Genomic DNA, 13,238 nt, shown 5'->3' on the forward strand with positions numbered 1-13,238 from the left:
TCGTAGGACAGACGGCTGATCACGCTGTCCCGAAGTGGACAGGACTTGACGGATCGCTTGACTGTCCGGTGAGCCGCTGCCCAAGGTGGCCCGGTTCGACCGACTGCGCGACAAGGTTGTCATTTCGGTCGCGCTGACGAGGTGGAGAGGCGATGGCCATGGCGCGAGTGCGCTTCAGAGCCGGTTTAGCTTTCCTGACATTGGCGGTGACGGCAGCGGTGGCTCCCGCTGTCCCCGCCGCGGCAGCCCAGAGCACGGACTACGCGAAGTGGGTCAACCCCTTCGTGGGCACCCGTCCCGGCGGCGCCGACCACGGCACCGGGGGCGGTGCCGGCAACACCTTCCCGGGCGCGGTGGCGCCGTTCGGCATGGTCCAGTGGAGCCCGGACACGGTGAAGTCCCAGCCGGGCGGGTACTTCTACGACGACAACGCCCTCACCGGGTTCAGCCTGACGCACCTTTCGGGCGCGGGCTGTTCGACCTATGAGGACATCCCGTTCATCCCTTACGTCGGTGAAGTGACGACCTCCCCGGCGACCGACCCGTCGCACTACACGTCGAAGTTCTCGCACGCCAACGAACACGCGACGGCGGGCGCCTACGACGTCACCCTCGACAGTGGCGCGAAGGTCGAGCTGAGCGCGACGCAGCGCACCGGCTCCGCGCGGCTGACCTACCCGGCCGGCGCGTCCTCGACGCTGCTGGTCAACACGTCCGGTTCGGTCAACGGCACCGACGACGCGTCGATCACCATCGGCAAGGACACCATCAGCGGCTGGGCCACGAGCGGCCGTTTCTGCGGGGCGCGGAACAGCTACCGCGTCTACTTCTCGGCCAAGTTCGACACGCCGTTCGCGTCGATCGGCACCTGGAAGAACGGCGCCGTGACGCCGAACAAGGCCGCGGAAACCGGCGGGGCCAGGGCGAAGGTCGCGCAGCCCAACGGCGTGAACGCGTCGATCGCGCGCACCACGACGGCCAAGCAGCAGAACACCACCGTGTCCGGCCCGGGCAGCGGCGGGTACGTCACCTTCGCCAACCTCAACGGCGCGCAGGTGAACGTCCAGGTCGGACTGTCCTTTGTGTCCGTCGACGGCGCGAAGGCCAACCTGAAGGCGGAGAACACCGGCAAGTCGTTCGACACCGTCGCGGCCGGCACGCGGAAGGCGTGGAACGACCAGCTCGGCAAGATCGCCGTCAGCGGCGGCTCGGACGCCGATATGACGACGTTCTACACCTCGCTGTACCACTCGCTGATCCAGCCGAACGTGTTCTCCGACGTCAACGGCCAGTACATCGGCTTCGACGGCCGGATCCACACGGCCGACAAGGGCCACGCGATGTACACGAACTTCTCCGGCTGGGACATCTACCGCTCGGAGATCCCGCTGCTGGCGACGATCGACCCGAAGGAGACGTCGGACATCGTCCGGTCGATGATGGCCTACGCCGAGCAGGGCGGGTCGTGGGACCGCTGGACGGTGGCCAACGACTACACCGGCGTCATGAACGGCGACCCGTACCACATCATCGTGTCCAGCGCGTACGCGTTCGGCGCGCGTGACTTCGACGCCCAGAAGGCGTTGCTGCTCATGATCAAGGGCGCCACCCAGCCGACGCAGGGCTACACCGAGCGGCCGGGTCTCGACGACTACCAGAAGCTCGGGTACGTCCCGGGCGCCGGCGCCGACACGCTCGAGTACACCAGCGCCGACTTCTCCATCGCCCAGTTCGCGAAGCGGCTCGGCGACAGCGCGACGTACACGACGTTCATGAAGCGCGCGCAGAACTGGCAGAACCTCTACAACCCGGGTACCGGGCACCTGCAGCCGCGCAACGCGGACGGCTCGTTCTCCGGCACCTACGACCCCGCCAGCTCGCAGGGCTGGGTCGAGGGCAACGGCGCGCAGTACGAGTGGATGGTGCCCTACGACCTCGGCGGCGTCGTGACGGCGTTCGGCGGCAACACCGCGACCCAGTCGCGGCTGGACACCTTCTTCACCCAGTTGAACGCGGGCACGCAGCTGCCGTACGCCTTCATGGGCAACGAGCCGAACTCCAACGCGCCGTACGTGTATTCGTACGCGGGCGCGCCGGCCAAGACCCAGGCGATCGTGCACCGGTCGATGGACGAGCTGTACAACCCGCGTCCGGAAGGCCTGATCGGCAACGACGACCTCGGCCAGATGTCGGCGTGGTACGTCTGGTCCGCGCTCGGCGTCTACCCGGAGATCCCGGGCCGCGCCGAGACGCTGCTGGTCACGCCGCGCTTCGAGCACGCCGTGCTCACCACGGGTGCGGGCAAGAAGGTCACCATCAACGCGCCGGGCACCGGCGACTACGTGGGCAGCCTCAAGGTCAACGGCGGCGCGGCTTCGAAGGCGTGGCTGCCGGAGGCACTGATCTCCAGCGGCGGCACGCTCGACTACACGCGCTCCGCCACGGCGACCGCGTGGGGCAGCTCCGCGGCCGACGCCCCGCCGTCGTTCCGCGAGCAGGAGAAGCCGAGCCTGTCCTTTGTGGACCCGGCTCGCGCGGTGACGCCCGCGGGATCGACCTCGAAGGCGTCCGTGGGTGTCCAGGACCTGTCGGGAGTCGCCCGGACCTGGACCTACAGCGCGGGCAGCGTCGACGGGATCACGCTGACCCCGGCGTCGGGCAGCATCGCGGTGCCCGCCGCGGGCAAGGCCCAGGCCGAGCTGACGGTCAGCGTCCCGGCCGGACTGGCCGACGGCGCCCGTCGCATCCCGGTGACGTTCTCGGCGCCGGGGCTCGCGAGCACGCAGGCGGTGCTGACGGTGCTCGTGGCCCAGCCGAACAGCTGGCTGGCCACGGTGAACAACGCCGGTATCTCCCCGGACTCGAACTCGGGCGCGGCCAACTTCGACGGCGGCGGCTGGAGCTACTCGGCCGACGCCCTCGCCGCGGCCGGGGCCACGCCGGGCGGGACGGTCACCAGTGACGGCCTGAAGTTCACTTGGCCGTCGTTCCCGGCGGGCGACCCGGACAACGTGATCGCGTCCGGCCAGACCGTGAACGTCAGCGGGTCCGGGCGGCTCGCGCTGCTCGGCTCGGCGTCCAACGGCAACGCCTCCGGCACGCTGACGATCACCTACACCGACGGGTCGAAGTCCACCGCCACCATCGGGTTCTCCGACTGGACCCTCGGCGGTGGCGGCGCCCAGCCGGCGTTCGGCAACCGGATCGTGCTGTCCACGCCGTACCGCAACGCGTCGGGCGGCGACCCGCAGCAGATCCGCACGATGGTGTTCGGCACCAACCCGATCACCCTGGACGCGGGCAAGACCGTGGCGAGCGTGACGCTGCCGGACAACGTCAGCGGTGGCGCGTTGCACGTGTTCGCCATCGGCATCGGCTCGTAGTCCAACTCCGTGAATGGCACATCGAGGGACTTCAAGTCCCTCGATGTGCCATTCACGGCTTTTCAGGGAGGCTCAGTGAAGAGCAAGGTCCTGGCGGGTGCGCTGGCGCTCGCCGTCGTCGCGACGGGGGTGAGTCCCGCCGTCGCGGCAGCGTCGGGCGGGGACGGCCTCGACGCCGTCGACACGTTCATCGGCACCCAGGACGAAGGCAACACTTTCCCCGGTGCCTCGGCGCCGTTCGGGATGACGCAGGTCAGCCCGATCACCTCGCACTACGCGGGCTACCGCTACACCGACACGGCCATCCGCGGCTTCGGGCACTTCTTCCTGTCCGGCGCGGGCTGCTGGGAGCAGGGCGGGCTCGTCTCGACGCTCCCGACAACCGGTGAAATCGGCCCCGGCAAGGCGTTCGACACAACGAAAGCGGCCACTTTCGACCAGAAGCTCTACGCGGCGCCGTTCACCCACGACGGCGAAGTCGGCAAGCCCGGCTACTACAAGGTCCACCTGACGGGCTATGGCGGCGTCGACGTCGAGACGACCGCGGCCACGCGCGCCGGTGTCGAGCGCTACACCTTCAGCAAGCCCGGTGACGCCAACGTCTTCGTCAACGTCGGTCAGGCCAACGACAAGGAGCCGGTCACCGGCAGCAGCGTCCGGATCGTCGACGACCGGACCGTCGAAGGCACCGTGGAGTCACAGGCGTTCTGCGGCGGCAAGGCCTACACGACGTACTTCACGACGAAGTTCGACAAGCCGTTCAAGTCCTCCGGCACCTGGTCGCCGACCGGCGGGACGCCCGGTGGCAAGGAATCCGCCGGCGGCGCGGGCCTGCGTGGCGCGTGGCTGACGTTCGGCGGACCGGGCCAGGTCACCGCCACCACCGCGATCTCCCAGGTGGACGCGCAGGGCGCGCGGACCAACCTGGCCTCGGAGAAGATCCGGTCGTTCGACGCGGCCAGGGACGCGGTCCAGCGCACCTGGCGCCACGAGCTGTCCACTGTGGACATCAAGGGCGGCACGACCGACGACCGCACGGTCTTCTACACCTCGCTCTACCACGCACTCCTGCAGCCGCTGACCGCGAACGACGCCGACGGCCGCTACTACGGCTTCGACAAGAAGATCCACCGCGCGGTCGGCTGGACCTACTACGACTTCTTCTCGCTCTGGGACACCTACCGCTCCCAGAATCAGCTCCTCGCGCTGCTGCGGCCCAGCCGCGCGAAGGACATCGCGAAGAGCATCCTCGCCATCCACGACCAGGGCGGCTGGCTGCCGCGGTGGGCGTACGCGAGCCAGGAGACGAACACGATGACCGGCGACCCGGTCACGCCGTTCCTGGTGGACCTCTGGCGGTTCGGCGCGCTGTCGGGCGAGGAGGTGCACGCCTACCAGGCGCTCCTGCAGAACTCGACGCAGATCCCGCCCGCGTCGTCGCCGTTCCAGGGCCGTTCGGGCAACGCGAGCTACCAGGCCGACGGCTTCGTCCAGTACGACCCGGACTTCCCGAAGAAGGGGCAGGACACCGACCCGAACCACGGTGCGTCGGCCACCTTGGAGTACGCGCTCGGTGACTGTTCGCTGTCGGTCATGGCCGCCGCGCTCGGGAAGAAGGAAGACGCCGCCGCCCTGAAGGAGAAGGGCCGGACCTACCGGACACTGTGGGACGAAACGCAGACCGACCGCGGCTTCAGCGGGTTCTTCCGGCCGAAGGTCCTCGGCGGTGACTGGTTCACGCCCGCCGACAAGCCGTACAGCCCGCAGAGCCAGGACGGCTTCCACGAGGGCACGGCCTGGCAGTACCAGTGGCTCGTCCAGCAGGACGTCCCCGGCCTGGTGCAGCGGATGGGCGGCGCGGCGAGCACCGGCAAGCGGCTCGACGACTTCTTCGCCTACGACGAGCTGGTGAAGAACCCGGCGACGGCGGTCCGCGAGAACTGGGTCGTCGGCCCGTACGACTACTACGACCAGTTCCGCTACAACCCCAACAACGAGCCGGACCTCCACTCGCCGTGGATGTACGCGCTCACCGGGCAGCCGGCGAAGACGTCGACGGTCGTGCGGGCGGCGCACACGCTGTTCACCAACGCGCCCAACGGCGTCACCGGGAACGACGACCTCGGCACGATGTCCGCGTGGTACGTCTTCAGCGCGCTGGGCATGTACCCCGCCGTCCCAGGTACTGGGAACTTCGTGCTCAACGCGCCGCGGTTCGAGAAGTCCGTGCTGCACCTGGAGAGCGGGCGTGACATCACGATCAAGGCGGCCGGCGCGGACGGTTCGAAGCTGCAGTACGTTTCGGGCCTGCAGGTCGGCTCGCAGCCGAGCGATCGCGTGTATGTCAACGTGGACCAGCTGAAGCGTGGCACGACGCTGGACTTCCGCCTGACGGCCGATTCCGCCGCGGCGAAGTGGGGGACATCACCGTCTTCCGCACCGGCTTCGCCCTGCTCGGAGTAGACAGCGGACGCTCACGGCCGTGGTCCAGACCACAGTGGACCACGGCCGTGAGCATCGTCACGGGCCCCGGTGTTCCCGTGAGGGCCGTCACGCCTCACACTGGTATCAGCACGTCCGACAGCGCCGTTGACGTCCACAGGCAGTCCGCCGTGGACGGTGCGTCGGACGTTTTTCGTGCCAGCACACGTGGTGAGACCCCACAGGAGGAAGAAGTGTCCAGCAAGGCCGCTCTAGTGTTCCGCGTGGCCGCAGTAGCCGAAGCCCTGTCCTGGGCGGCGCTGCTTGTCGGGATGTTCCTCAAGTACGTCGTCCACTCCTCCGGCGAGGGCGGCGTGCCCGTCATCGGCATGGTGCACGGCGTGATCTTCGTCCTCTACGTGGTCGTCTCCCTGTCCGTGGCGAAGCCGCTCGGCTGGCGCCCGAAGACGCTGGTCCTCGCCCTGCTCGCGAGCATCCCGCCGCTGTTCACGTGGCTGTTCGAGAAGTGGGCGCTGCGCAACGGCAAGCTCGACGGCCCGCAGCGGCTGTCCCACGGTGGTGTCGGCCTGTTCCAGGTCAAGGAGCCCGTCGCCGCCTGATCCCGGCATGTGAGAAAGGCCCGCACCTCGGTGCGGGCCTTTTTGCTATTCGGTGAAGTCCCCGGCCGCCCGGCGCACCTTCGTCAGCAGGTCGGTCAGCTGCTCGGTCTGCCGTTCGGTGAGCCCGGACAGCCCGAAGTCGATCTCCGTCACGGCGGCGGTGGCCGTTTCGCGGCGCTTGCGGCCCTCGTCGGTGATCTCGACGAGCGTCGTGCGGCGGTCGGTCGGGTGCGGGACGCGCTTGACGAGCCCGTCCTTCTCCAGCCGGTCGACTATGTTGGTGACACTGGTGGGGTGCAGCTGGAGCCGCTCGCCCATCACCCGCATCGGCAGGCTGGCGCTGCGGGCGAAGGTGAGCAGCACCAGTGCTTCGTACCGGGCGAAGGTCAGGCCGTGCGGCTTGAGCGCGCCGTCCACCGCGGACTGGATGATCTGCTGGACGCGCATCACGCCGGTGACCGCGGCCATGGTGCCGGAGGGCCCGATCCGGGCTTCCCAGAGCTGTGCCGCGCGGGCGATCGGGTCGAACGGCAGCGGACGGTTCATGACACGCGAAGTTACCAGCGGGTACCGGCGGGTGTCGCACGACCGGCGGAAAGAACACCGAAGAAGGGACTTCCGACATGATCGTCGCGTTCAGCGTGAGCCCGTCCGGCGGGGAACCCGACGGCGGGGTGAGCGAAGCCGTCGCGCGCGCCGTCAAGGTCGTCCGCGACTCCGGGCTGCCCAACTCGACCAACGCGATGTTCACGAACGTCGAAGGCGAGTGGGACGAAGTCATGGACGTCGTGAAGCGCGCGGTCGAGGCCGCGGGGGAGGGCGCGGCCCGGGTCGGGCTCGTGCTGAAAGCGGACATCCGGCCCGGCTTCGAAGGTCAGCTCGAGGCCAAGGTGGACCGCATCGAAGCCCACCTCCGCGAGTCCTGACTCAGGGCAGCGGCGGGGTGAAGGCGACCGTCCAGCGGCCGTCTTCGTTCGTCACGTTCAGCGCGTAGCCGAACGGCTTCCCGTCGCTCAGCGCGCCCGCGACCGTCGCGCGGGTCGGGGCGGCCGCGTCCGGGCCCAGCACCACGCGCACGTCGTGGACGCCGTGGTCGGCCAGCACCGCGACGTAGTCCTTCGCGAAGTCGTCGCCGCCGGAGCCGGGGTAGTCGAGCAGGGCGCCGAACGCGTCCGCGTCGTGTTCGGACAGCGCCGAAGCGAGCTGGTCGCGCAGCTCGCCGGGGGAGGCCGCGCCCGGGTCCCCCTGGTGCACGATGAGCAGCGTGACCGCCACGATCCAGGCGACGGCGGCCGTGATCGACAGCCCCACCTTCACGTCACGCCGGATGTGCACCCGGCCGAGCCTGCCCCAGCGGCGCCGTCCTGCCAAGCGGACCGGCCGGGGACCCGGTGAAAGTTCCCGGGTGCGCGTGCCAGGATGGAGTCGTGACACAACCACGCGGATCTGCAGCGAAGTCAGCGGCCCTCTCCGCCGCCCTGTCCGGCGCGGTCGACCTGTCCGCGCTCAAGGCCCGCGCCGAATCGGCGCAGAGGCAGCCGGCCCCGCCCGCCGGCCCGGCCGGTGGCGACGCCCCGCCGCCCGCCCCGGGCTCGTCCGAGGCCGTGATCGATGTCACCGAGGCCACCTTCCAGGCCGAGGTCGTGGAGCGGTCCCTGCGCCAGCTGGTGATCGTCGACCTGTGGGCCGAGTGGTGCGGCCCGTGCAAGCAGCTGTCCCCGGTGCTGGAGCGGATGGCCGCCGAGTCCGGTGGCGCGTGGGTCGTCGCGAAGGTCGACGTCGACGCCAACCCGCGGATCGCGCAGCTGTTCGGCGCGCAGTCCATCCCGACGATCGTCGCCATCGGCGGCGGCCAGCCGGTCGACGCCTTCTCCGGTGCGCTGCCCGAGCCCGAGATCCGCAAGTGGATCAACGCGCTGCTGGAGGCTCTGCGCGACAAGCTGCCCGCCATCCGCGAGGCGGAGGCGAACGGCGGCGGCCCCGTCGAGGAGCCGGAGGACCCGCGCTTCACGGAAGCGGAAGAAGCCTTCGAGCGGGGCGACTTCGCCGCCGCGCAGGCCGCGTACGAGCGCATCCTCGACGTCGAGCCGGCCAACGAGCTGGCGAAGAACGCCCTGGCCCAGGTCAAGTTCACCGCCCGCGCGGAGAGCGCGGACCCGGACGCCCGCGCCAAGGCCGACGCCGACCCGTCCGACCTGGCGGCCCAGCTCGACGCGGCCGACCTGGAGATCGCGGAGAACGACGTCGAGGCCGGGTTCAAGCGGCTGATCGACGCGGTCCGCCGGACCGCGGGCGACGACCGCAACAAGGCCCGCGAGCACCTTGTCGCCCTGTTCGACCTCTTCGACCCGGCCGACGAGCGCGTCATGAAGGCCCGCCGCGACCTGGCGTCCGCCCTGTTCTGAGCCCGCGAAAAAGGCCCCCACCGCGGTGGGGGCCTTTTTCGTCAGCGGGTCAGCCGTACTGCTTCGAGCAGACCGACGAGCCCTCGAGGTACCCGCGCCGCAGCGACTCGACCCGGTCGAAACCGCTGTCCGGGCGCTTGCCGTTGACGTCCGCCGAGACCAGGCTCTCCGGCTGCAGCAGGTCCGCGATCGCCTCGTCGAGGTCGCCCGCCGACAGCCGCAGGTCGCCCGGGCGGTTCGTGAACGCCGCCCACGCCCCGACCAGGCAGGCCGTCCGCAGGCCCGCGTTCGCGTTGTCGATCGACGCGCCGACGCCCTTCTGGATGCCCAGCGCGTACCGCGAAGCGACCTCCGAGAAGGCCGCGAAGTCCCCCATGCCGCCCGGGTCCTCGCCCTTCATCTCGGCCTCGCGGTCGATCGGCTGGGCCAGCTGGGACAGCTTGGCCAGGTCGATGCTCACCGTGTTGTCGGCCGGGCAGTAGGACGCGGGGGAGGTCGTGGTGCAGCTGCCGCCGTCGTTGATCTCCGGGGCCGCGACGCCCGCGCCCTTGAACGCCTCGTCGAGGCTCTTCTTCAGCAGCGCGACGGCCTGGTCGTTGAACTTCGTGTCGCCCTTGCCGGTGTCGCCCTTGTCGAACGGGCGCTCGGTCAGCCGGGCCTTGACGTTCTCGGTGTTCATCGCCGCGCACTCCTTCGGGCCCTTCTCGAACCCGGCCTGGAACGCGAACGTGCGGTCGAACGCCGTGCCGTGCGCGCCGCGGTCGGCGGCGCTGGTGCCCGCCTGGTCGCGGATCAGGAACATCGACGCCATCACCTGGTTCAGGCCCTCGGACGTCGACACCTGGTAGTACTTGCTCTTGTTCTCGGCCACCCAGCGGAAGTAGCCGCCGGCGAAGCAGTCGGCCTGCTGCTCCTTCACGACGGTCGGGGTGCTCTTGGTGATGCCGGCCTTGTCGCCGAGCCGGTACTGGACGGCGTGGCCGAACTCGTGCGCGAGCACGACGACGACCGACATCGGCCCGAACCGCTTGCGCAGCATCGGCAGCAGCACACCGCGGTCCCACGCCACCGAGTCGTCGACCGGGCAGTAGAACGCGTTGACGAGCTTCTTGACGCTGCCGCAGCCGGTTTCCTCGGTGTCGGTGTTCGCGTCGTAGGACAGCAGCGACTTCACCGGCTCGAACTGCTGGCCGAAGTCGGACTTCAGCATCTCGCCCCAGTACGTCTGGACGTCGTCGATCGCGGCGGTGGCGAGCTTGTCGTCCTCGCCGCCGTCGGCGTTGCGGACGTCGAGGCTCGGTGTCGGCGCGTCCGATTTGAGGCCGCTCTCGAAGTGCGTCACCGGCAGGCCCGCGACCGACCCGGCACCGTTGTCCGGCACGGGCCCGCTGCCGGAGCCGCCCTTGCTGTTGCAGCCGCTCACGGCCACCGCCGCGACGGCCAGCAGCGCGACCAGCGCGCGCCGTCCTCCCCCTGGGATCATCTTGTTCCATTCGCTCTCGTGCCCACCCGGTACCCGACGGGCAGGACCCTACCCAGGGCATACGCGGAGCGTGCACGTTATCCCCGAACTGGTGAGGCTTATTCAGCCGTCGGCCGCCGCATGACTTTTTTCGCTGGTCAGCGGTCTGCAGTCGGGGCGCGGCGGCCTAGCCGGAATAAGCCTCACTCCTTGCGCACGGCGGCCCGCGGCCCGATATCGTCGTTGCCCATGCGTGCAGTCCGCCGGTTCACCGTCCGCGCCAGTCTCCCGGAATCGCTTTCGGGCCTGGGCGCGCTGGCCACCAACCTGCGCTGGACGTGGCACCCGCCGACGCGCGACCTGTTCGCGTCGATGGACGCCGAGCTGTTCAACGCCGTGCGTGACCCGCTGCGGATGCTCACCGCGCTGCCGCCGTCGCGGCTGGACGAGCTGGCCGTCGACGACGACTTCCTCGCCCGGGCCCGCGCCGCCGCCGCCGACCTGGAGAAGTACCTCTCCGAGCCGCGCTGGTACCAGCAGCGCGACGACGCGGAGCTGCCGCCGGCGGTCGCCTACTTCTCGATGGAGTTCGGCGTCACCGAGGCGCTGCCGAACTACTCCGGCGGGCTCGGCGTGCTCGCCGGCGACCACCTGAAGGCCGCGTCCGACCTGGGCGTGCCGATGGTCGGCGTCGGGCTGCTCTACCGCAACGGCTACTTCCGGCAGTCGCTTTCGCTCGACGGCTGGCAGGTCGAGCACTACCCGGTGATCGACCCGAACGCGTTCCCCCTCGAACTGCTGACCGCGGGCGGCCGCCCGGTGCTGATCGGCGTCGCGATGCCGGGCGGGCGCGAGCTGTGCGCGCAGATCTGGCAGGCCCGCGTCGGGCGCGTGCCGCTGCTGCTGCTCGACACCGACACCGAGGCCAACGACGACGACCTGCGCGGCGTCACCGACCGGCTCTACGGCGGCGACGCCGACCACCGGCTGCGGCAGGAGATCCTGGCCGGCATCGGCGGGTTCCGCGCCGTCCGGAAGTACTGCGAGCTGACCGGCCACCCGCAGCCGAAGGTGTTTCACACGAACGAGGGACACGCGGGGTTCCTCGGGCTGGAGCGGGCCCGCGAGATCGTCCAGGCCGACGGGCTCGCGTTCGACGAGGCCATGCCCGCGGTCCGCGCCGGGACGCTGTTCACCACGCACACCCCGGTCAGCGCGGGCATCGACCGGTTCCCCGTCGACCTGGTGCAGCGCTACTTCGCCGACGGCCGCCTGGTGCCCGACATCGACCCGCGCCGCGTGCTCGCGCTCGGCGCCGAGGACAACCCCGGCCTGTTCAACATGGCGCACATGGGCCTGCGGCTGGCGCAGCGCGCGAACGGCGTCTCGCAGCTGCACGGGCGCGTCACGCGCAAGATGTTCTCCCGGCTGTGGCCCGGGTTCGACCACGACGAGGTGCCGATCTCGTCGGTGACCAACGGCGTTCACGGTCCGACCTGGGTGGCGCGCGAGCTGAGCACGCTGCTCGGCCGCGAGTGGGGCCTCGACGTCGGCGAAGGGCCGCTGCGCGACGGCGTTTCCGACGCCCAGCTGTGGGGACTGCGGCGCGAGCTGCGCGAGAAGCTGGTCCACGAGGTGCGGCGCCGGGTGCGGGCGGCGTGGCTGCAGCGCGGCGCGTCCCCGCTGGAGCTGGGCTGGGTGGACTCCGTGTTCGACCCGGACGTGCTGACCGTCGGCTTCGCCCGCCGCGTCCCGACGTACAAGCGGCTGACGCTGATGCTGCGCGACCCCGAGCGGCTGCGCACGCTGCTGCTGCACGAAGACCGGCCGATCCAGGTGGTCGTCGCGGGCAAGTCGCACCCGGCCGACGAGAACGGCAAGCAGCTGATCCAGCAGATCGTCCGGTTCGTCGACGGCGCGGACGTGCGGCACCGGATCGTCTTCCTCCCGGACTACGACATGTCGATGGCGCGGTACCTCTACCGCGGCTGCGACGTCTGGCTGAACAACCCGGTGCGGCCGCTGGAGGCGTGCGGGACGTCGGGGATGAAGTCGGCGCTCAACGGCGGGCTCAACCTGTCCATCCGCGACGGCTGGTGGGACGAGTGCTACGACGGCAGCAACGGCTGGGCGATCCCGACCGCGGACGGCGTCACCGACCCGCTGCGCCGCGACGACCTCGAGGCGGCGGCGCTGTACGAGCTGCTCGGCCAGCAGATCGCGCCGCTGTTCTACGACCGCTCGGCCGACGGCGTCCCGACGGGCTGGCTGTCGATGGTGTGGCACACGCTGGAGACGCTCGGCCCGCGGGTCCAGGCGTCCCGGATGGTCCGCGAGTACGTCGACAACGGCTACCTCCCGGCCTCCCGCATGGTCGCGGCGGCGACGAACGACGGCTACCGGGGTGCCCTGTCCCTGGCGGACTACCGCACGAAGCTCGAGGTCTCCTGGCCGCGGCTGCGGATCTTCGACTCGGAGCTGCTGGTGGAGCAGACGGAGCCGCTGGTCGTCGGCGCGGAGGTGACGATCCGCGCCCGCATCGACCTGGCCGGCCTCGACCCGTCCGAAGTGGACATCCAGGCCGTGGTCGGCCGGGTCGGCGACGACGACGAGCTGCACGACGCGGTCACGGTCCCGATGACGGCCGACGGCATCGGAGCGTTCGCGGCCCGCCTCAAGCTCCCCCGCCCGGGAGCGATCGGGTACACGGTGCGCGTCCTGCCGCGGCACGGGTTGCTGGCCACGCCGGCGGAGCTGGCCCGCGTCGTCCTGGCCTGACCGCGCCGCTCACGCCCGCCCGGCAGCGTGACCGACGCCGCGGCGAGGTCGGCGGCAGCACCCAGCACCCGCGCGTGGTCGTGGCCGGGAGCCACTCGGCGACGCGCGTGGTCCGGGCCTGACCTGGAGTTACTTCAGGTGGAAATCACTGCGCGCCCGGCCGGTGGCG

9 protein-coding genes are annotated in these 13,238 nt (G+C 70.4%); 6 read left to right on the plus strand and 3 right to left on the minus strand.

What is annotated here, in order from left to right; translation table 11 throughout:
- Positions 1–158 precede the first annotated feature (158 nt).
- The 3 genes from ACYVLJ_RS38310 to ACYVLJ_RS38320 all read left to right on the plus strand — a co-directional run bounded on the left by ACYVLJ_RS38310 (position 159) and on the right by ACYVLJ_RS38320 (position 6,424).
- On the plus strand, positions 159–3,383 hold the full coding sequence (locus ACYVLJ_RS38310) for a GH92 family glycosyl hydrolase (RefSeq protein WP_460442406.1): 3,225 nt from the start codon (positions 159–161) through the stop codon (positions 3,381–3,383).
- Positions 3,384–3,458: 75 nt separating this feature from the next.
- On the plus strand, positions 3,459–5,846 hold the full coding sequence (locus ACYVLJ_RS38315) for a GH92 family glycosyl hydrolase (protein WP_460442334.1): 2,388 nt from the start codon (positions 3,459–3,461) through the stop codon (positions 5,844–5,846).
- Positions 5,847–6,058: 212 nt separating this feature from the next.
- Complete coding sequence (locus ACYVLJ_RS38320; protein ID WP_103350428.1) at positions 6,059–6,424, plus strand: DUF3817 domain-containing protein; 366 nt, start codon at positions 6,059–6,061, stop codon at positions 6,422–6,424.
- Positions 6,425–6,469: 45 nt separating this feature from the next.
- Here ACYVLJ_RS38320 and ACYVLJ_RS38325 read toward each other — a convergent pair whose 3' ends face one another.
- Complete coding sequence (locus tag ACYVLJ_RS38325) at positions 6,470–6,970, minus strand: MarR family winged helix-turn-helix transcriptional regulator (protein WP_451979277.1); 501 nt, start codon at positions 6,968–6,970, stop codon at positions 6,470–6,472.
- Positions 6,971–7,047: 77 nt separating this feature from the next.
- Here ACYVLJ_RS38325 and ACYVLJ_RS38330 point away from each other — a divergent pair, with 77 nt between their 5' ends.
- The gene (locus ACYVLJ_RS38330) at positions 7,048–7,350 is read left to right on the plus strand and encodes a thiamine-binding protein (RefSeq protein ID WP_451979280.1); all 303 of its coding nucleotides are present in this window, start codon (positions 7,048–7,050) and stop codon (positions 7,348–7,350) included.
- Between the two features lies 1 nt (position 7,351).
- Here ACYVLJ_RS38330 and ACYVLJ_RS38335 read toward each other — a convergent pair whose 3' ends face one another.
- The gene (locus ACYVLJ_RS38335; protein ID WP_451979283.1) at positions 7,352–7,759 is read right to left on the minus strand and encodes a hypothetical protein; all 408 of its coding nucleotides are present in this window, start codon (positions 7,757–7,759) and stop codon (positions 7,352–7,354) included.
- Between the two features lie 92 nt (positions 7,760–7,851).
- Between ACYVLJ_RS38335 and ACYVLJ_RS38340 the strand changes: the two genes are divergently transcribed.
- On the plus strand, positions 7,852–8,829 hold the full coding sequence (locus ACYVLJ_RS38340) for a tetratricopeptide repeat protein (protein ID WP_451979286.1): 978 nt from the start codon (positions 7,852–7,854) through the stop codon (positions 8,827–8,829).
- Positions 8,830–8,878: 49 nt separating this feature from the next.
- On the opposite strand, the gene ACYVLJ_RS38345 is transcribed toward ACYVLJ_RS38340, so the two are convergent.
- Positions 8,879–10,312 (minus strand): neutral zinc metallopeptidase, encoded by a 1,434-nt coding sequence (locus tag ACYVLJ_RS38345; RefSeq protein ID WP_460442335.1) that lies wholly within the window; start codon positions 10,310–10,312, stop codon positions 8,879–8,881.
- Between the two features lie 228 nt (positions 10,313–10,540).
- Between ACYVLJ_RS38345 and glgP the strand changes: the two genes are divergently transcribed.
- Positions 10,541–13,069, plus strand: coding sequence for an alpha-glucan family phosphorylase (glgP, locus tag ACYVLJ_RS38350; RefSeq protein WP_451979291.1), 2,529 nt, complete (start codon positions 10,541–10,543; stop codon positions 13,067–13,069).
- Positions 13,070–13,238 lie beyond the last annotated feature (169 nt).

It is taken from the genome of Amycolatopsis stemonae, assembly GCF_054781455.1.